Origin of the sequence: Acinetobacter amyesii (assembly GCF_002018365.1) — a bacterium.
GTDB lineage: Bacteria > Pseudomonadota > Gammaproteobacteria > Pseudomonadales > Moraxellaceae > Acinetobacter > Acinetobacter amyesii.
This window is the reverse complement of record NZ_MVKX01000007.1, coordinates 87417-107541: the sequence shown is the minus strand read 5'-3', so window position 1 is coordinate 107541 and position 20125 is coordinate 87417. Positions and strand designations below refer to the sequence as shown.

Annotated in this window: 17 protein-coding genes and 1 pseudogene; 14 read left to right on the top strand and 4 right to left on the bottom strand. The window is 38.6% G+C overall.

Annotated features, from left to right (window positions below; translation table 11 throughout):
- Window positions 1–49: 49 nt before the first annotated feature.
- From tagF to B1202_RS11600, 5 genes and pseudogenes are all read left to right on the top strand, one after another.
- Window positions 50–1009: a type VI secretion system-associated protein TagF gene (tagF, locus tag B1202_RS11620; RefSeq protein ID WP_078190765.1), complete on the top strand. Its 960-nt coding sequence runs from the start codon at window positions 50–52 to the stop codon at window positions 1007–1009.
- 20 nt (window positions 1010–1029) lie between these two features.
- Window positions 1030–1776 (top strand): OmpA family protein, encoded by a 747-nt coding sequence (locus B1202_RS11615; RefSeq protein WP_228145165.1) that lies wholly within the window; start codon window positions 1030–1032, stop codon window positions 1774–1776.
- A gap of 405 nt (window positions 1777–2181) precedes the next feature.
- Complete coding sequence (locus B1202_RS11610; RefSeq protein ID WP_078190763.1) at window positions 2182–3810, top strand: long-chain-fatty-acid--CoA ligase; 1629 nt, start codon at window positions 2182–2184, stop codon at window positions 3808–3810.
- A 241-nt stretch (window positions 3811–4051) separates the two neighbouring features.
- Window positions 4052–4938, top strand: a pseudogene (locus B1202_RS11605) (DMT family transporter).
- 278 nt (window positions 4939–5216) lie between these two features.
- Window positions 5217–6515 (top strand): MgtC/SapB family protein, encoded by a 1299-nt coding sequence (locus tag B1202_RS11600; protein WP_078190761.1) that lies wholly within the window; start codon window positions 5217–5219, stop codon window positions 6513–6515.
- A gap of 24 nt (window positions 6516–6539) precedes the next feature.
- Here the strand turns inward: B1202_RS11600 and yddG are convergent, their stop codons facing one another.
- Both yddG and B1202_RS11590 read right to left on the bottom strand, forming a co-directional pair.
- Window positions 6540–7463 carry an aromatic amino acid DMT transporter YddG gene (yddG, locus tag B1202_RS11595; RefSeq protein ID WP_078190760.1) on the bottom strand — a complete coding sequence of 308 codons (924 nt, stop codon included), beginning with the start codon at window positions 7461–7463 and terminating at the stop codon, window positions 6540–6542.
- A gap of 224 nt (window positions 7464–7687) precedes the next feature.
- Window positions 7688–8578, bottom strand: a complete 891-nt coding sequence (locus tag B1202_RS11590; RefSeq protein WP_078190759.1) for a DUF4198 domain-containing protein — start codon at window positions 8576–8578, stop codon at window positions 7688–7690.
- A gap of 104 nt (window positions 8579–8682) precedes the next feature.
- Here B1202_RS11590 and B1202_RS11585 point away from each other — a divergent pair, with 104 nt between their 5' ends.
- From B1202_RS11585 to B1202_RS11545, 9 genes are all read left to right on the top strand, one after another.
- Window positions 8683–10239, top strand: a complete 1557-nt coding sequence (locus tag B1202_RS11585) for a DUF2271 domain-containing protein (protein WP_078190758.1) — start codon at window positions 8683–8685, stop codon at window positions 10237–10239.
- Window positions 10240–10265: 26 nt separating this feature from the next.
- Window positions 10266–10856: a PepSY-associated TM helix domain-containing protein gene (locus B1202_RS11580; protein ID WP_078190757.1), complete on the top strand. Its 591-nt coding sequence runs from the start codon at window positions 10266–10268 to the stop codon at window positions 10854–10856.
- A 10-nt stretch (window positions 10857–10866) separates the two neighbouring features.
- On the top strand, window positions 10867–12336 hold the full coding sequence (locus B1202_RS11575; RefSeq protein WP_078190756.1) for a sulfite reductase subunit alpha: 1470 nt from the start codon (window positions 10867–10869) through the stop codon (window positions 12334–12336).
- 307 nt (window positions 12337–12643) lie between these two features.
- Window positions 12644–13093 (top strand): GNAT family N-acetyltransferase, encoded by a 450-nt coding sequence (locus B1202_RS11570; protein WP_143221609.1) that lies wholly within the window; start codon window positions 12644–12646, stop codon window positions 13091–13093.
- 329 nt (window positions 13094–13422) lie between these two features.
- Entirely contained in the window at window positions 13423–13989 is a 567-nt protein-coding gene (locus B1202_RS11565) for a hypothetical protein (RefSeq protein WP_143221605.1), read from the top strand.
- Window positions 13990–14085: 96 nt separating this feature from the next.
- Window positions 14086–15048 (top strand): allantoinase PuuE, encoded by a 963-nt coding sequence (puuE, locus tag B1202_RS11560; protein ID WP_078190753.1) that lies wholly within the window; start codon window positions 14086–14088, stop codon window positions 15046–15048.
- A 143-nt stretch (window positions 15049–15191) separates the two neighbouring features.
- Entirely contained in the window at window positions 15192–15695 is a 504-nt protein-coding gene (uraD, locus tag B1202_RS11555; RefSeq protein ID WP_078190752.1) for a 2-oxo-4-hydroxy-4-carboxy-5-ureidoimidazoline decarboxylase, read from the top strand.
- Window positions 15692–16012, top strand: coding sequence for a hydroxyisourate hydrolase (gene uraH, locus B1202_RS11550; protein WP_078190751.1), 321 nt, complete (start codon window positions 15692–15694; stop codon window positions 16010–16012). Before uraD ends, uraH begins: the two co-directional genes overlap by 4 nt.
- A 30-nt stretch (window positions 16013–16042) precedes the next feature.
- Window positions 16043–17422, top strand: a complete 1380-nt coding sequence (locus tag B1202_RS11545; RefSeq protein WP_078190750.1) for a nucleobase:cation symporter-2 family protein — start codon at window positions 16043–16045, stop codon at window positions 17420–17422.
- 956 nt (window positions 17423–18378) lie between these two features.
- On the opposite strand, the gene B1202_RS11535 is transcribed toward B1202_RS11545, so the two are convergent.
- On the bottom strand, window positions 18379–18879 hold the full coding sequence (locus B1202_RS11535; RefSeq protein WP_078190748.1) for an ureidoglycolate lyase: 501 nt from the start codon (window positions 18877–18879) through the stop codon (window positions 18379–18381).
- A gap of 90 nt (window positions 18880–18969) precedes the next feature.
- The gene (alc, locus tag B1202_RS11530; RefSeq protein WP_078190747.1) at window positions 18970–19977 is read right to left on the bottom strand and encodes an allantoicase; all 1008 of its coding nucleotides are present in this window, start codon (window positions 19975–19977) and stop codon (window positions 18970–18972) included.
- Window positions 19978–20125: the final 148 nt, after the last annotated feature.

Sequence of the window (20125 nt, the reverse complement as noted above, 5' to 3'; positions counted from 1 at the left end):
TTAAAAATGAGAGCGGTGGCATTCGTGCAAAAGAACAAGGAGTGTGACGATGTATGAAGTGAGAACGACACCGCTGTATTATGGAAAATGTCCAGCTCGTGGTGACTTCTTAAAGAGCCGTGAACAATATTCACTGATTCAGTTAATCGATCAGTGGATCACGGAGGCGCTTGAGTTCGCTATGCGTTCAGACAATTTTAATGCAGCGTATAACTCACTACCTTCATTAGATTTCTTTATTGCCAGTCCAAAAGATAAGCGTTTTTTGGTTGCCAATTTGATTAGCAGTGAAGACAGTTCAAAGCGTCAATTTCCAATGGTGTTGGCTCATCTGCTAGAAATCGATGATCCTTTCGATAATATTTTGTATGCACCATATCGTTATAAACAGACCTTAATTGATTTATATCAGCGTAACCGAGTGATGCGTTCAATTCGCGATCCCGATATTTTGCTCGATAAATTAGGTAAATTGAATAACGAAATCCAAGTGTTCGGAACAGAGGAAACCTCTTCTTTTTATGAGCACCATACGTTGCATTCATTTGCACGTTTATTGAATTTTACGCCTTATCAGTTGGCGCAAAGCATGATTGGTCTCGGTTTGCTGCTACAACCGATTATTCATCAGGGCACGTCTCGGTTGAATAAAGTGCTGATCTTACCAATCAATAATATTAGTTACTGCTATGAAATCGCGGCTTTTTGGGTCAATTTGATTAGTCGCTTTGTCGAAAACCAAGATGCTGAGTTACTCATCGGCATCCTACACAGTGATTCACCTGTTTTACTGTTTGGTTTTCAAGGCGCTGATATTACAGCGCTGAGTGATGTATTTACCCAAAATATGCAAAGTGATCATTGGGTTTCCCTGATCGATGCCAGTTGGATTGATCCTTATCTTGAACAAAATGCAGGCTTAGCCGTTTTGGAACAGTCTTTGAGTGAGCGTCAGATCAGCCTTATTCATGGCATTAAACTTTTTAGACAGACTTTTATAGAAGAATAATGATGCAAAGAATCTTACCAATGTTGCCCAAATTTCTTGCGAGTGTGTGCATTTTAGGTTGTTCGACTTTGCTTTGGGCAGAGCCTATTGTGATTGAAGGTGCTGTACCGAATGAAGCAACCAAGCAAGAAATATTAAATAAAGCCTATTTGACCTATGGTCAGGCAAATGTGGTTGATAAAATTCAGGTTCGAGCGGTTACAGCACCTAATGGTTGGGGTAATAGCGTAAGCCAAATGATTAATGACGACTTAAAGAAAGTAAAACAGGGAAAACTCTCTGTTCGCGGAACGCAAGTCGATTTAAGCGGCAAGATGTCAAATCAAAACGATATCCAACCAACGACCACCAAGTTCCAGTCTTTGGTCACAGCACCTTATCGTTTCAATGCACAGCTTTCTGTCAATCAAGCTGAACAGGCCATTATTGATGCGGCTTTACGTAATCGTATTATTGAATTTGAATCTGGAAGCGCGATTTTAGCGCCATCTGGGGTACAGATCTTAGATGAAATGGTTGTCGCACTGAATCGCGTCGGTGGGAAAAAAGTACGAATTATTGGTCACACAGACAGCTCGGGGAATCCTGAGAAAAACTTAAGTTTAAGCCAAGATCGTGCTAATGCAGTTAAAAACTACCTGATTTCAAAAAATATTGCAGCGGCGAACTTAAGTACTGAAGGGATGGGCTCAAATAAGCCTGTAGCAGACAATACTACGCCTGAAGGTCGTAAGAAAAACCGTCGTATTGAGTTTGAAGTGCTGTAACTATTTCAACTTAACTACAACGGCTAATGCGACGAATGAACCCAGTGTATCTAGACTGGGTTTTTTTATGCCAATTGATTCATTCAATTATTTGATAACTGAAAACGACATCATTTAAAGCAGCAGAGCGAAAACAAAATACGACCATATTTTGAACTAGGCAAAAGCATTCATTTTTGCATTTTATACCACTAAAGCATTCATATTTTGAGCAATAAAACAGTGGATTCTAAAATCAATTAAGGTTAAAACATAAGAATCAGTTTTGGATATGCGTTTCATATCTACTGCTTTCAGCCTTGTCGATGAAGAATAATCACTTTTGACATGGTGCAAAGTTTTAAAAAATCTGCAGGACAGTGCGGAAAAACAACAACTCAATATGGATGAATGTGGGAGCAAAGAATGCTTGGTAATATGATGTTTAAACCGCTTTTGATTAGTAGCATGATCGAACATGCAGGTCGCTATCATGCGGATAGTTTAGTAATTTCAAAAAATACAGACACGACGATTACGAAAACCACTTGGGGTGATGTTCATAAAAATTCAAAACGATTTGCCAATGTTCTTGCTTCACTCGGTTTAAATTTAGGGGATCGTGTTGCGACCATCGCTTGGAATAACCATCGTCACTTAGAGTCTTGGTACGCTATTTCAGGTAGTGGTTATGTCTGTCACACTATTAATCCGCGTTTATTTCCAGAACAATTAATTTTTATCATCAATGATGCCGCAGACCGCGTGATGTTATTTGATAAAACCTTTTTGCCTTTAATCAAAGCAGTAAAACCACTATTAAAATCTGTTGAGCACTTTATTTGTTTAGATGCACCAGATGCAGCGATTGTCGAAGCGGTGCCAGACGTTAAATTTTATGATGAACTCATCGCGGGGCAATCTGCAGATTATACATGGCCAGAATTAGATGAATTATCGGCTAGTTCTTTATGTTATACCTCGGGTACCACAGGCAATCCGAAAGGTGTGTTATATAGCCATCGTTCAACAGTCTTACACAGTTATGCGATTTGTATGCCGGATTCATTAAATATCTCAGCGCGAGATATTATGATGCCTGTTGTGCCGATGTTCCATGTCAATGCATGGGGTACGCCATACGCTGCGGCAATGGTGGGATGTACTTTAGTGCTGCCAGGCCCAGGTTTAGATGGTGCGAGCCTGACGCAAATGATTGATGACTATAAAGTATCCGTTGCATTGGGTGTTCCAACGATTTGGCAGGGATTAATTAATGCTGCGCAGCAAGCGGGCAGTCAGCTCCAAAGTTTAGTGCGTAATGTGGTTGGTGGATCTGCTTGTCCTCCTGCGATGTTAAAAGTCTTTAAAGAACAATTTAACTGCGAAACGATTCATGCTTGGGGAATGACCGAAACCAGTCCATTAGGTTCTTCAAACCAGTTTAAAGCCAAACACTTGTTATTATCTGAAGAAGAACAATTACAAGTACGATTGTCTCAAGGTCGTCCACCATTCGGGGTCGATTTACGTATTACCGATGAAGAAAACGGTACACACGAAGTTGCACGTGATGGCGAAACGACGGGTAATTTACAGATCCAAGGGCATTGGATTATTGGCAATTATTTTGGCAAAACAGAGTCTGCATTAACCTCAGATGGTTGGTTTGATACTGGGGATATTGCAACCCTAAATGAAGATGGTTTCTTAAAAATTAGTGACCGTTCAAAAGATTTGATCAAATCTGGCGGTGAATGGATTTCTTCTGTTGAGTTAGAAAATTTAGCTATGGGACATCCTAAAATTGCAATGGCGGCAGTGATTGCAGCGACCCATCCGAAATGGGATGAGCGTCCTGTATTGATTGCGATTAAAAAGCCAGATGTTGATTTATCTGAAACAGAAATTTTGGATTATTATGCAGATAAAGTTGCTAAATGGCAGGTACCAGATAAAGTGATTTTCGTGGATGCCATTCCTTTGAGCGGCACAGGTAAAATGTTGAAAAAAGATCTACGTGAGCAATTTGGTGCTGTATTACTAGAAAGCTAACTTAATGTAAGTCACTAACTAAATGTTGGTAAAGTGCAAAACGCAAAGGTGACATGCCTTTGCGTTTTTTTATAAAAACTTACCTTTCGATACATACCAAGCTCTTAATATTAGGTTTTTAAATAAATTTTTTTCAATGAATCCATAACCAAGTTCAATGAATAATCTAGCTGTGTTGGGTCGCATTCAATTCAATAAAAGCGTAAATTGGTGAGGCATCCACCGTTAAACCACCTTTCTTATGTTTCCAGTTTGGATCTTGTTCACTTAATGGCTGCTTTTATGCAGTCATGGCGAAATGCATTTCAAAAACAACTCAGTACCACTGTTGATGTGTATGGTGTCACCCTTGCACGGTTTATTTTTGGGCTCCCATTTGCCTGCATTTATTTATTTGTGCTGTACCAACAACAGCCTGTGACTCAAGTGACCACATTTACACCTATGTTTTGGGTGTATGTGGTGATTGCAGGACTAAGTCAAATTTTAGCGACGATTTTAATGGTCTTACTTTTTAAGCAAAAGAATTATGCCATCGGTGTCGGTTTAGCGAAAAGTGAAGCGATATTTGCGGCCATTGTTGGGGTGATTTTCTTAAGTGAACATTTAAGTTTATTTGGTTGGATTGGTGTTTTGGTTGGTGGTGTTGCCGTTTTTCTTTTAAGCAAAGGTTCTCAACGACAAAAATTATCTCTGCCAACGTTATGCATCGGTGTAGGGAGTGGATTAAGTTTTGCAATTACCTCTTTATTGGTTCGTGAAGCCAGTTTAGAGCTAAGTGATTTACCGACTTTGCATCGTGCGGCTTGGGTATTGTTGAGTGTAATTGGCTTTCAATGTGTAATTATGCTGCTGTACCTCAGTCTATTTAGCCGCAAAACGCTCATTGCCATGTGGGAGAGAGTCGGTCTGACCTTTCGCGTTAGTGTCTGTAGCTTTCTAGCGTCCTTGGGCTGGTTTACTGCTATGAGCATGCAAACAGTTGCGATTGTTAAAACCCTAGGTCAAATCGAAATATTATTTAGTCTATTAATCTCTGCCTATTTCTTTAAGGAAAAACTCGCAAGAACTGATCATTGGGGTTTAGCCTTAGTGGTGATTGCGGCGATTATGGTGATTTGGGCTTAATGTGTGCTTTAAACAGTCATGAAGGCAAATAAAGGCCAAATTTAAGTCAGATTTTCGAATATTTTTTTTAATTAAAATATGAGAAAAATTAATGTTTACTAAGATATTTATCATGGAATTGTTTATGATTTAAAGGATGATTAAACTTTGAACATGATTGAAAATGTTCAAGTTGTTCAATTTATATATTTATTTTTCGAATTTTAGCGTTAATTTTTTTTAATTATTTTTTATTTATATTGCCAATATAAACAATGTATTGATGGAAGGGCTTAAATTTGGAAATACTCATACAAACTTTATCCTTCCCAGCATTGTTAACGATTTTAGCTTCGGCTTTAGGCTGTGGATTGCTCATCGGTTTGGAGCGTCAACGTAACAACAATTTGGACAGTGAACAGAGTTTTGCCGGTTTACGCTCATTTACCATTTGCGCGTTGTTTGGAGCATTGTGTTTTTTAATCCATTTAGCTGTTGGTGTGATCGGTGCAATTGTCGTCAGTATGTTTAGCTATTATGGATTAAGTCAACAAAAACAAGATATTGGAACAACCACTGAACTTGCTTTTGTTATGACCTATTTAATCGGCGCCGCTTGTGTTTTTAATATTCCACTGGCTGCGTGTTTGGCTGTCGTGCTGACCCTCATATTATTTGGAAAAAAAGGTTTACATCATTTTGCAGCGCATTGGATCAAAGACTATGAGTTAAGAGATGGGGTCTTTTTACTGGCATTGATTCTAATTGCCTTACCGTTAACTCCGAATCAAGCCTATTGGGGTTCAGTATTAAATCCCTATGTGATTTTAAAATTACTGATATTGATTTTGGTGGTGCAGTCATTAGCGCACATCGCCAAGCGGCTACTATCTTCTGATAAGGCGATTATTTTATCGGCCTTAGCATCAGGTTTTGTGTCGAGCACCGCAACGATCGCAAGCTTAGGTATGGAAGTACGAGCAGGAAAAGCCAGTGCCAAAACTAATGCAGGGGCAGGACTTTTTTCATGTGTTGCGACATTGGTTCAACTCTTGATCATCGTCCTTGGGGTGAGTTTTGCATGGTTTAAAATATTAGTTATACCAAGTATCGTCGGCATCTTGATATTAGTCCTTGCTGCGCTGTATCTGATTTATGGCTCATCTCAAGTTCAGCATAATAAAGAGTCAGAACCCGAAATGCTTCGTGTAGAAGCGAATGAATCAGCGGCGTTAGAAAATACCGATAGTCGAATGTTTAGCTTAAAACAGGCGGCAATCATTGCCATCACACTCACTTTGATCCAAGCACTTGTGTATGGATTAAATCTCGCTTTAGGTGATAAAGGTTTAATTTTAGGGACATTGTTAGCGTCACTCTTTGAAGTCCATGCTGCTATGGCAACCGTTGTGATGCAAGGTAATATCGATAATTTGACACTGGTTTATGCTGTTGTGATTGGATTATCAGCCCATGCAATTTCAAAATGTGTGAATGCATTTCTCACAGGTGGCTGGAAATATTTTCTATATTTTGCACCAACACAGTTACTTCACATGCTGTGCCTAATCGCGGTTTTGTTATTCAGTTTAAGATAATCAGAGGCAATTAACTGCGCCATATTATTCATGACGCAGTTGTATTAATTTGGCTTTTATTTGTGGCCAACTGGTTGAAATCCAACATACCAGCGAACCTAATGTCACTAAAATGGCACCATGCCAAAAACTTAAACTCAGTGGTGTCTGTAATATAAACATTGAAATAACAGAAGAAAAAATCGGACTAAAATACGATAAAGTCACCAATATCGTAATATTGCCTTTAATAATGCCCACATTCCAAGCCGCATAGCCCAAAGCAGTCACGATGGACACGATCAACATATACATACCGGTATGTAAGTCTACGGCAGGCATTTGCGGAATACCGTGAAATATCAACATTTTTAGCCATAGCACAATTGTGATTACAACGAAAAAGAATGAAATAGGGTTATGCCCATGACTGTATTTACGTGTAATCACACAGTAGAGTGACCATAAACTCGCGCCCATAAAAGCAAGAAAATAGCTTAATGGATTAGACTGAATGTTCGTAAAGACTGTAGACCAGTTAAAACTTCCGTTACCAGTTTGGATCAAAATGATGCCACCCAAACTAATGGCTAAACCAATGATTACGAAAAAGTTAAATTTTAATTCTTTAAATAAGATTAATGCGGCAATCGTCAGACTTGGCCATAAATAATTAACCAAACTGATTTCAATCGCTTGTTGAGCTGTTTGAGCCAAAGCAATGGCATAAGAAAAACACAACTCATAAATCACAAATAAAATGGTGGCATAAATCAAAAATTGGCGAGGAACCAGTTTAAGGTTTGGAATTTTAAATAAGAGCAATAGAATAATTGCGCTCAAGGTATACATAAAGAGCACAGCAAGATCAGGGCCAATACTGAAACTAATTTTCTTAAGTAAACCAATAATAGAAGACCATTGTAAGATTGCACTGAATCCAATCAGCGTTGCAAGATTTTTGGACATGATTGCTCGAAGATTTCGCAAATAGCGAATGAATTTTTAGCTTTTATTATAGTATTTATTCAGTTGTTTAGTCTAAGCGTGAAATTATTAAACTCTATTTAATTAAAAGATCTTGAATGAATCATGTTTCACATGAATTTTGATGATTTTAATGTGAGTAAATGATATTGCATTGATTTCAATGCAATATCAGGGCGATTAATATTTACTAAGAATAAATCAATTTATTCGTTCACTTGAACAGTCAAACCATAAGTAAAGTTTGCCGCCGCAGGTTTTTTAGTATTGTCAGGATTTGCTTCAGGATAAGATGCGGTAATTAAATAGATGCCATCATCGCTAAATTTAATTTCAGCTTCACCTTTGGCATTGGTTGTCACATGCGGCATTTCACGCTTTTCATTTGGCTCATAGCTGCTCGCACCTTTAAACACATCCAACTCTAAGTTAGGAACAGGTTTGCCATCGACTAAAACCTGTAATTTTAGGCTTTCACCTTCATAAAGTTCACTCGGATGAGTTAATAATTTAACTTCAAAACCTTTATTGGTGAGTTTTGGTAGAGCCGTCGGCTTACCTTTAGTTACATAAGTTTCAGCAATTAAATGATTGGCTACTTCGAGGGTTTGTGCATTTGCAGGCACTTGATCTGCAGCGATCATACGAGGTGGCTGAGCTGGTGCTGCAGCTTGGGCAGGTGCTTTTGCTGCTTCTGCAGGACGAGGAGCTTGTGGTGCAGTTTGAGGACGTACGGCACGAACACGTAACCAACGGCCATCGACCAAGGCATATTTGCCAGCATTACCCACCGCATCTTTAGTGCGAATGTGGTACGTACCTTCTTTGGTAGTTTCCATTTCAGCGATATTAAAGCGTTTCAAACTCGCCGCTGCTTCAACCGGCTTTTGCTGACCGTCTGGCTCGGTCACAACATAAGTTGTTTTAAAATTAATTCCTGGAATGAAAAACTTTTCAATGGTAATCGCACTTTGGAAACTGATATTTTGACCCGCATTGGTATCAAAGACTTCAGGTAACAAAAATGGACTCATGCTATGTGCATGACCTAATACTGGAAGGGACGTCAATAATGCAATTTTTAGCCAGTTATTCATTTTCCGTACTCTTAGGAAATAATATTTAAGATATTCCGACCTAATCTACTTGATAACTACTATCATTATCAATAATATTCAAAAAAATATTTCGGAGAATCAGCATGACAGTTGCTGTAAATAAATATCGACCGCTTCGTAAGGCATTTCGTCTCACACCATTGGTAATGGCGCTGGCACTGATTTCTCCTTTACAGGCATTCGCTGCTGACAATATCAATGACGCTACAAGCACAGAACAAACGTCACAATTGACGCATCGTTTTCATCAAGACCATGTGTTGGGTACATCTTTAGACGTGATCATTACTGGTGTGTCTAAGCAAGAAGCCAATCAAGCGATGGATGCCTTGCGTCAGGAAATCGCAGCTTTAGACCAAAAACTTTCGGTTTGGCGTACAGATAGTGAAATTTCAGCCTTAAATCAAAAACGAGAGGCTAATCAAGCTTCACCTGAATTGATTGAAGTGATTGCTGCATGTGAAGTTTGGCGTGATAAAACTTGTGGCGCGTTTGATGCACGTTTAGGTCAACTCATTGCACTTTGGGAAAAATCACAAGGTGTGGTCAAGCTAGATGATGAAACTCGTGCAGCTGTACTCAAAGAACTTAAAGCAGATGCTGTATTGATTGACCAAGAAAAATCATCGATTCAATTAAATGCTGATGTAAAAATTGCACCAGATGCCTATGCCAAAGGATATATCATCGACCGTGCATTGGTTGCAGCTCGTGAACACGTGCCAGCCATCGCAGGTATATTGGTGGACATTGGTGGTGATATCCGTGTGTGGGGCAATGCACCACAAAAACAAGGTTGGAGTATTGGTGTTCAAGACGCCTTTAATCATCATGACCTTGCTGTGCCGACTCAAGTGCTCAACCTAAATGACCAAGCTGTCGCATTTTCAGGTAAAGGCTATCGTACACTCGCAGGACAAAGCCATTTGCTCGATCCTAAAACAGGGATGCCATTACAAGAAGTTGAACAATGTGTCGTGGTCGGTCAGTGTGCCGCAGATGCAGATGCGTTGGCTACAGCACTTGCTGCAATGTCACCTGCAGAAGGGATTGAACTGATTGAAAGTTTAATTGGCTTTGAAGCGCAAATGACCTTGTCAAATGGCGATAGTTTCCAAACAGCCGGATGGAATAATTTACTACAAGCTCAGTCACCTGAAATGTTGACCGTTGCGGCAGGCTCATCAGCAAAATGGCCAGCGGGCTATCAAGCGGTGATTGACTTAACCATTCCTAAATTGAATGTTGAGAAATATCGAGCACCTTATGTGTCTGTATGGGTGACCGATGCAAATAAGAAAATTGTCCGTACTTTAGCCGTTTGGGGTAAGGATGAAAAATGGATCAATTCAAACTATGTTTGGTGGAAACGATACGGCCGTCAAATGACCAATTTGGATGCCGTGGCTAAGCCATCTCGACATCCGGGAAATTATAAGTTGGCATGGGACGGTAAGGATGATCATGGTCGTGCCGTGGCAGCAGGTAACTATATTGTGCATATCGAAACTTCACGTGAGCATGGCGACCATTCATATCAAACGATGAACCTGAGCGTAGGCAGTAAACCAAGTAAACAACACCTTGCAGCACAAGCTGAAATTGGTGCTGTAAACATGAACTTCCAAAAAGTTCATTAAGATAGTTGGATAAAAGGTTTATTTAAGTGTACCAACGTCGTGATTTTTATCGCCATGCACGCTATGTGCATGGCTGGTTGTCAGCTTTTGCATTTTTAATTTTGATGTTTTTTGCTTTAACTGGTTTATTGTTGAATAACACAGACTGGTTTGAACCTGCAAAAGACGAAAATACTGTTACTGTGACATTAGCTCCCGAACTACTCGAGAAACTTCGCGCTCAGGAAAATCCGAGTACCGATATTCTTAACTTTGTTCGTACAAAACAGGACATTGTTGGGCGATATCAAAGTAGTGAAGTCATGGACACTGAGGTGATGATTCGCTTAGAAAGTCCTGCGGGTTCTACCGATGTATGGGCAATGTTAGATACGGGTGAAGTTGAAATCAGTACTAAACCAGCTTCAACCGTTTCATTGATCAATGATTTGCATCGAGGGAAAAATGCGGGAACTGCTTGGAGCTGGTTGATTGATATCAGTGCTATCGTCATCCTTATTTTGTCTATTGCTGGTTTTATTCTGTTTTTAAGTATCAAATCACGCTTAATGACGCATCTTTTACTCACTGCAATCAGTTTGGCGGTATTTATTTTACTGATCTGGACAGCGGTGTAGGTGCATTGTCATGACACAAGCTGTAATTACGCTACTGATTTTCTTTGCCATTATTTTTGCCTTGTATGTTTTTGCGATCATTTATTTGTGGCTGCAAAAATCCAAAGAAAAATCGGTCAAGGCCATTCGTGCTGATGCTGTATTGATCGTCTACGCGACACAGTCGGGTCAAGCTGAAGCAATCGCAGCACAAACTGCCGAACGTTTGGCTCAATCTGGGCAAGCTGTTGAACTGATGAGTATTGAATCCTTCAACGCTGAACAATTGAAGACAGCACATCAAGTGATTTGGATTGTGAGCACGTATGGCGAAGGTGATGCGCCTGATATCGCACAACATTTTGATCATTATTTGGCACAACATTCGTTGGATTTAAGCCATCAAAGTTATGCAATTTTGGCATTGGGTGACCGTCGGTATGCCAATTTTTGTGAATTTGGTCATCGCTTAAATCAATTTTTGCAACAGTCTCAAGCGAAAGCTTGGTTTGATCTCGTCACGGTTGATCAAATGTCTGCAGATGATTTATCGCATTGGAATATCCAACTTTCTCAGCATTTTCAGCACGATATGGCTTTGCAACAGCCAACACGGGTATGGAATAAAATTCAGCTGAAATCTCGCCGTTTGTTAAATGCAGGTAGCCAAGGTCAACCTTTATATCATTTGGTTTTTGATGTACCAAAAGAAATGCTTTGGCAATCTGGCGATATCGTTGAAATCCAATGTGAAAATAACCATGAAGTTTTAGCAGATTTTCAGTCGGTTCATCCTGAATTGAATGAGCTGCATATTGAACAATTACGTGATCGAAATTTAAGACAAATACCAACACGGACACATCAGCAATCTCTAGCAGAGTGGTTAGAAGATTTTAAACCTTTACCTATACGTGAATATTCGATTGCTAGCCGCAGTAATGACCAACAATTAGAGCTCGTTGTACGTCAAGAGCAGCATGGCAATGAACTAGGTTTAGGTTCTGGTTTATTAACGCAAGATTTAAAACTTGGTCAATGCATTCATGCTTATATTCGTGCGAATCCAAATTTTCACTTAGCAGAGGGCGTTCAGTCTGCGATTTTGATTGGTAATGGTTCAGGAATGGCGGGTTTGCTTTCACATCTTAAGCAACGTGTCGCAACAGAGCACTATCAAAACTGGTTAATTTATGGTGAGCGTCAACAAGCTTTCGATGCAATTTTTGCTGATGAGCTGCATGAATTACAAAGCCAAGCTAAAATTGTAGAAATCGACCGAGTATTTTCTCGTGATGGTTTTGCTGAAAAGTATGTGCAAGATGTCCTAGTTGTAAAAAAAGCTGAATTGATTGATTGGCTAGAGCAAGGGGCTTGTCTCTATATCTGCGGCAGTTTAAATATGGCTAAAGCGGTAGATACCACTTTGCAAGAGATACTGGGCATTGAACAACTGCATACACTGCGTAAAGCAGGTCGTTACCGCCGTGATGTGTATTAAATAATAATGGCTATTCAATAAATAAAGTAAAAAAATCCTCCAAACTTGGGGGATTTTTTTATATTTTTAGAATTCATTCAGCGTTTATGCTTAGCATATTTTTAAAATTGTGATAAAAAATATTTGAATGACAATTGCATATAAGATGAACAACATCTATTTTAAGTTTAGCTGAAGTAACTTTTAAACGTATTGAAAAATAACAGCTAAAAGCGATAATTCATTAAATGACTCTTTTAAGAAAGTTTATTTTCTTTGACGGAGGAAGTTGAAGGATTACTTTTATAAAGAGAACAACATGCTAAAAATGATCATACGCCCAGCCTGTGTAGGGGATGTTGAAGCAATCGCGGCAGTTATTGAGCCATTTGTCGATGATGTTATTTGCAGTGAAGAAGGCCGTGAGCGCTTTAAGCCCCACATGCTCAAACATATTTTTGAGCGTGATTTAATCCATTATTTTGTTGCTGAAATAAATCAAAAAATCGTTGGCAATGTAGCTTATGTGCATCCTGCACATCTCATGCATTTTTTCTTGAAACCTGAATATCATGGCCAAGGTTTTGGACGTCAAATGTGGGAGTTTATAGAAAGCGAAATAATGCAGCATGAGCCTGAGCATATTACGGTAAATTCGAGTTTCTATGCTTTGGATATTTATAAAAAATTTGGCTTTGAGATTGTAGGTGAATTAACTCAGCAATGGGGAATTCACTACATACCTATGAAAAAGCAAGTAAATAAATATATAAATTAATTTTCAGCGTTAGGTATGTTGATTTTGCAAAGAATATTTGATCATGATGCTTTAAATTTATGTATATTTAAGTATCGTTATACCATTAAAAAAATTACTAGATTAAAAAATCAATGAAAATGCATATTTTTTTAAATTCCTTACTTACGATGTATTGTTCAATTTCAATATTTATGGTCATTTTTATATATTTTTTATCTAATTGGCAAATATGGGAAAAACATTTTACATTCATTAGCTTAATATCATTTTTAATACTGGCAATTTGTTTTTACTTTAAATATAACGAAAAATTGAATGATGATGATATTTTATTCAAGCAGTTGCCAATGAAAGTACGGCTACCAATAAGAACTTCAATTATATTATTTTTAAACCTAAATTTGGGTTTTATCTTATTTATATTGGCAGTGCTTACAATAGTAATTACAGCTAATATCTGGTTAATTACACTTTGTATTTTTATTATTTGGAATGCAATAATTTATCATCCTCATATTTGGTTTGTAGATTCAATTAATTTAAAACAAGATATAAAAAATAAAACAAATGAATTTGAGATTCTAAGACAGGATAAAGGTGATTTTGAATATTTTAATGATGGTTTCACATACACTATAACTGGGCCTGAAATAAGCACAAAAACTATATTATGGAAAGATATTCAAAGTATAGATGTCGTACGCCAAGATCTTGGAACCATTGATGAGATTCAACTCTATATATTGTGTTCAAATACAATCATTCATATTACCGAAAATACACCGGGTTATTACTATTTCATTGATCAACTGCATCAGAATTTTCCAGAAATAGATGAAATTTGGCAAATTTCAATCATTGCAGATGATTCAGGGCAACCATTCAATATTTTAAAAAAAGGCAATGGTCATTGATATGAAAAGCTATTTAGCCGTCTACGACATTGGCGCATAATTTGCTTGTTTCTACCTAATTTTTTACTGTTTGATATAACAAATTAGGAAGTTGAAGTGACTACAGGCTACTTACGTGGACAAGAATTAATTGATCAGATCCAACAACAGGATTATTCCAGAGACCTAATTGGATATCATGGCGATGTACCTCAAGTCGTATGGCCTAATCAGGCACGTATCGCAGTGCAGTTTGTGTTGAACTATGAAGAAGGTGGAGAAAACCACATCGAACATGGGGATGCAGGATCAGAACAATTCTTATCCGATATTATTGGAGCGGCCAGTTTTCCTACCAAACATATGTCGATGGACTCGATGTATGAATACGGCTCCAGAGCCGGTTTTTGGCGGATTCATGAAGAATTTAAAAAACGTGATTTACCCATGACGGTGTTTGGCGTTGGTATGGCTTTAGCACGTAATCCTTATATCGTCGATGCAATCAAACAATCCAACTATGATGTCGTTTCACATGGACAACGCTGGTTACATTATCAGGATATGCCGATAGAGCTGGAACGTCAGCACATGGATCAGGCAATTAGTGTGCTTGAAGCATTATTTGGAAAGACGCCTATTGGCTGGTACACAGGGCGTGACAGTCCCAACACACGTCAGCTATTGGCTGAATTTCCACAAATCAAATATGACTGCGATCACTATGGTGATGATTTACCTTTTTGGAGTCATTTGACGAATGAAAGTGGTCAAACCCGTCCACATTTAATTATTCCTTATACACTCGAAAGCAATGATATGAAGTTTTGTTCACCGAGTGGTTTCAACAGTGGTGAACAATTTTATCAATACCTTAAAGACGCTTTTGATGTGCTATATGCAGAAGGTGAAAACGCGCCAAAAATGTTATCGATTGGGATGCATTGTCGTATTTTAGGGCGACCAGGCCGTTTTAAAGCACTACAACGATTCTTAGATTATGTGCAATCACATGAAAAAGTCTGGATCTGTCGCCGTGGTGATATCGCGGAACATTGGTATACACATCATGCAGTCTAATAAAAAAATATTTGGATAAAGAGGAGCTTAGCTCCTCTTTTTTTAGGCCTGTACTTAGGTAACTGACATCATAGACCTAGGTTGGCACTGATATTGCAAAACTAAATTTGAACAATCATTCAATAATTTTAGGCGATTTTATAGTGCAACTTGTTGAATTTAATAAAGCATCCGAAGCAGATGTAAAAACTTTTTTAAAGCACTGTGTGCAAATTGAAGGCTGGGCAGAACACATTGTGGCGCAGCGTCCTTATACCTCTGTCACGCAAATCACAGAGCAAGCAGTAAAAGCTGCAAATGCTTGGACTTGGGATGAAATCAAAAATGCTCTAGATAACCATCCACGGATTGGTGAAAAAAAGGCACAGGCTGAATTAAGTAGTTTGGAACAACAATTTTCAAATCGAGAACAGTCTGAAATTTCAGCAGATGAAGAAACTCAATTTGCATTGCTGAAAGGCAATATCGCGTATGAGAAAAAGTACGGATATCTCTTTTTAATCAAAGCTTCTGGCCTCAGTAGTGAAGATGTACTACAGGCGCTGCAATATCGATTATTGAATGATCCTGAAACCGAAAAACGAATTGTTCATCATCAACTGGCTGAAATTGCCTTATTAAGATTAAAACAGGAGCTTAGCGCATGATTAGCTCACATATTTTAGATACCAATCTAGGCAAACCTGCAGCGAATGTCCGCATTCAATTATTTAACGCCGATGGAGAGTTACTAGGTTCAGCCCAAACCAATGCAGATGGTCGTGTCAATGATTTTGCGCTGAAGGACTTTACAGCAGGTGCTTATAGCCTTGAATTTGCGACTGCTGAATATTTTCAGACTTTAAATACCGAAACCTTTTTTCCAAAAGCTGTGATTCATTTTTATGTAAAAGATGCCTCGCAGCATTTTCATATTCCTTTACTCATCAGCCCATTTGCATATTCAACGTATCGTGGCAGTTAAGAGCAAAGTTTAACAATAGGGGATATAAAAATGACAGAACAAGATAAAACAGTTTCACCAGAACATGAATATTTAGGCGCAGGGAAAAGCCTTGCCTATGGTCTACAGCATGTATTAACCATGTATGGCGGTATTATCGCTCCACCATTGATTATTGGTACAGCCGCGGGACTTGAACCTGCGCAAATCGGTTTATTGATTGCGGCAGCACTTTTTGTGGGTGGCTTGGCGACCATACTACAAACCGTAGGTGTGAAATATATCGGTGCAAAATTACCCTTAGTACAAGGGGTTTCATTTGCAGGTGTGGCGACGATGATTGCCATAGTAACCGCAGGCGGTGGGCTTTCTGCTGTTTATGGTGCGGTGATTGTTGCATCTCTAATTGGCTTTTTTCTAGCACCTTATTTTTCAAAAATTATTCGTTTTTTCCCACCGATTGTAACTGGCTGTGTGATCACCGTGATTGGTCTTTCATTGCTGCCTGTAGCGGTCCGCTGGATGATGGGTGGGAACAATAAAGCACCAGACTGGGGAAGTGCTGAGAACATCAGTTTGGCTTTTTTAACTTTGGGTATCGTGATTGCGCTAAACTTAACCCGTAATGCAACCATTCGACGTTTATCTATTTTGTTAGCCATTGTCTTCGGTACGGTGCTGGCTTATGCCTTTGGCTTTGGCGATTTTTCTAAAGTTGCAAATGGTAACTGGATTCAATTTCCAAGCTTCTTTGCTTTCGGTATGCCAACTTTTGAGTTAAGTGCCATTATTGCCATGCTGATCGTAACTTTAGTGATTATGACTGAAACGACGGCAGACATTATTGCTGTCGGGGAAATTGTTGGTACCAAAGTGGATGCTGAGCGTATTACCAATGGCTTACGTGCAGATATGCTATCTAGTGCAGCAGCACCAATCTTCGGTTCATTCATGCAAAGTGCTTTTGCACAAAATGTCGGTTTAGTAGCCATTACAGGCGTGAAAAGTCGCTTTGTTGTCGCAGCGGGTGGAATGATTTTAGTCGTATTAGGCGTATTGCCAATTATGGGGCGACTGATTGCAGCGATTCCAGTCCCTGTCTTAGGTGGTGCTGGTTTAGTTTTGTTTGGAACGGTTGCGGCAAGTGGTATTCGTACCTTGGCGAAAATTGATTATAACGAGCAAAAGAACCTCATCATTGTTGCGACTGCGATTGCAGCAGGGATGATTCCAATTATCGATCATTCTTTCTATGCAAACTTCCCGAAATGGGTGCAAACACTCTTTCATTCAGGCATTAGTTCAACTTGTTTGATGGCGATTATTTTAAATATTGTGTTCAATCATTTGAATTTATTTAAAAATAAAGAAGTGACAATGAGCAAAGATCAGGTTAAAAAACCAAGCATGGCGATAGATGTGCATCATTAATCATGGCAGATCTTGGGTCTTGAACCATACGATGATTCATAGAATATAGTTTGTATAGTATAAATAAAGCCCTCTAAATTGAGGGCTTTTTTAATGCGTTATTTTTTAATTAAACTATATCAAGAGGTGAAATAAAGTCTGTTTTTTAGATGTAATACTTCATCGAATGGACTTAAAAATCATTTAAAAAAATGCAAAATTTCTTTTATGTGCATAACATCAGTTATTAAAAAAAATGCTTCTAGATTAGTTATCTGGGGACATGAACAAGTTCTTGGTCAACTAGGTACACGTTCAGTTAAAATCAGCAACTGATCAAAAAGATAAAAAAAGGAAAAGTAATGCTAACAATATTTGTTGAGATAATCATGGGGGGCTTCATAGCCAACTTTAGAGCCTCTGAACATCCAATTATTAATCTTATAACCCGTGGTGTTTTAATAGGAATAACTTTATTTTTTTTAGGATTATTTTCATCGATTTTAAGTGGTTCGAACTTTTCATTCATTTTTGCTTTAAAAGTTTGTTTACTAATTGGACTAGGTGGGACTCTATGGATATCCCTTATAGAGTATATCTTTGGTAAAAAAAGTAATAAATAACTGATGTTACTGCTTAACATCAGAAACGCAATTTGATTCAAATAAAAGAACAATATGCGGTAAAGTCATCCACAAGTATTTGAAACAGGAAGACTTCTAATCAAAAATGTTTTTGCGATACTTTAAGTAATTTGATGATAGTGAACGAGTTTTGCAGTGAGGAGCATTGCTCCGCAAGTTGGTTTCCTTGCGAAGCTTCGCTTCTCATTTTTCCGAATGAGAAACAACGTTTCGTAAGAGTACCTTCAGCTGAAGGTTAATCCTGTTATACAATGCCTAGATCTAAGACTCTGCCGAATAAACTTAAAAATCATTTAAAAAAATGCGTAATTACTTTTACGTGCGTAACATCATTTAATTCGATATATAAATAGGCGTTGGGAACTGGAACACATCACAATTATGTCCAATGCCAATACGATCGATGACGGCAAAGCTGCTTGGTGCTTCGAGTGTCAGGAGAGGATGATGCCATGTTCCTGCACGATAGTTGACTCCTTGGCTACCATCAGTGATGAAAGCACATAGCTGTGTAAGATCAGGGCTGTGATCATCCAACGCAGGTGCAACTACCACTAAAAAAGCCTGCGCTTGCATTGGAATAAACGCTTGTGAGCCGTTGGGATGCCGCTCTAACATCGAAATCGTAAAAGGCAATTCAGTGGTTTTGATATTTCTAAAGATGCTAATTCCAGCAACCGCATCACCTGAAATTTCTGTTTCCACGAGGGCGTGATATCGCTCTGTATGTGCGTCATTGATGTGGAAAAAATCATGTCCAGTCGTGCAAATGACCTCTCCAAAAGGCGCAAAGCCTTCAATACTTAGAGCTTGTATTTTTATGCTATGTGTCATGTTTAGATATCTTAGTAGGGCATTTAATTAAAAAAATTGAAACAATACAAATAGGAAGCCCGAAGGCTTCCTATTTTATCAATATTGCAATTAAGGATGCATTTTCCCCCATAACCGTATGCGACTAATCCCCCCGTCAGGAATCATATTGATGCGGATATGCGATATTTTTTCATGCTTTAAAATCTCACTGACAAAGCTATGAATATGATCCATCTGCATGTCTTGTGCATCGAGTAAAAACGGCCAGAACATACTTTGCGGAATCAGTTGAGGGTCAGTGGCATCTTCTACATAGATCGCTTGTATCGACACTTGGGCAGGGAAGTTGCCTTTAAAATGGGCAGTATCAATATCAATTTTCTCTATTGCACCAGATTGACCCAAAGCCAAAATACACCAGTCAAAACCTGGTGCACGGCGACGTTTAGTTTCCCAACCATCTCCCATATTGATGCCGCGACCAGGGTTAATTAAGTTTCGTGGATGTCCAAAATGAGCATCACTATAAGCAATAACACGTCCACCATTTTCCAGTGCAACGAGGTCTAATGTGCTCGTACTGTCTTGAATTTGAACCTGAACTTCACCATAGACTTTAAATCGCGCAATACCGCCGTCTGGATATATATTTAAACGCACGTGGGTAAAAACCTGATCAGTTGAGACCTTCAATATATGGTGTTGGCTCGGGCCCAATACGGTATTGTCTAAGATATTGACCCATGCTACCTGTGCTAGCTCGCCATTTGGTGCAAAGCAGGCTTCAACTGACGCGGAAGCAGGATAATTCCCTGTAAAGAATGTTGTATCAATATCTAAGGCTTGAATTCGACCAGCAACACCGAGTTGGATGATTGCCCAATCATAACCTGCATGGCGTTTACGACGCGTTTCCCAACCATCCATCCATTTGCCATGATCATCAAATTTATCTTCGACGAAGATAGGTGCATTAATTTGAAGCATGCGTTTTGCTTCTGCAAAAAAATCATCTGAACATTCAAGTATTTTTGCACCAATACGGTCATCTGCTAAATTTGTAAGTGTCTGTAATTGTGCAGGAATATCAAAACTTGGTGCGAGTAAAGTCGCCATATATAAAATCCATTCACTATTTTCATTTAAAACATATGCATTTTGCTTTCAGTGTTAAAAATTTAACATTTGATAAAAACAAGCATTTACACGTGTTTAGAAGCACAGCGTGTGCCAACTTTAGAATTTTTTATTGCTTGTTTGAAAA

Bases quoted from the DNA above. Each gene is read 5' to 3' on its own strand.
- B1202_RS11610 (WP_078190763.1), top strand. From the start codon at position 2,182: ATGCTTGGTAATATGATGTTTAAACCGCTTTTGATTAGTAGCATGATC.
- B1202_RS11565 (WP_143221605.1), top strand. From the start codon at position 13,423: ATGAAAGTACGGCTACCAATAAGAACTTCAATTATATTATTTTTAAAC.
- B1202_RS11615 (WP_228145165.1), top strand. From the start codon at position 1,030: ATGTTGCCCAAATTTCTTGCGAGTGTGTGCATTTTAGGTTGTTCGACT.
- B1202_RS11585 (WP_078190758.1), top strand. From the start codon at position 8,683: ATGACAGTTGCTGTAAATAAATATCGACCGCTTCGTAAGGCATTTCGT.
- B1202_RS11575 (WP_078190756.1), top strand. From the start codon at position 10,867: ATGACACAAGCTGTAATTACGCTACTGATTTTCTTTGCCATTATTTTT.
- tagF (WP_078190765.1), top strand. From the start codon at position 50: ATGTATGAAGTGAGAACGACACCGCTGTATTATGGAAAATGTCCAGCT.
- uraH (WP_078190751.1), top strand. From the start codon at position 15,692: ATGATTAGCTCACATATTTTAGATACCAATCTAGGCAAACCTGCAGCG.
- B1202_RS11590 (WP_078190759.1), bottom strand. From the start codon at position 8,578: ATGAATAACTGGCTAAAAATTGCATTATTGACGTCCCTTCCAGTATTA.
- B1202_RS11535 (WP_078190748.1), bottom strand. From the start codon at position 18,879: ATGACACATAGCATAAAAATACAAGCTCTAAGTATTGAAGGCTTTGCG.
- yddG (WP_078190760.1), bottom strand. From the start codon at position 7,463: ATGTCCAAAAATCTTGCAACGCTGATTGGATTCAGTGCAATCTTACAA.
- B1202_RS11570 (WP_143221609.1), top strand. From the start codon at position 12,644: ATGATCATACGCCCAGCCTGTGTAGGGGATGTTGAAGCAATCGCGGCA.
- alc (WP_078190747.1), bottom strand. From the start codon at position 19,977: ATGGCGACTTTACTCGCACCAAGTTTTGATATTCCTGCACAATTACAG.
- B1202_RS11545 (WP_078190750.1), top strand. From the start codon at position 16,043: ATGACAGAACAAGATAAAACAGTTTCACCAGAACATGAATATTTAGGC.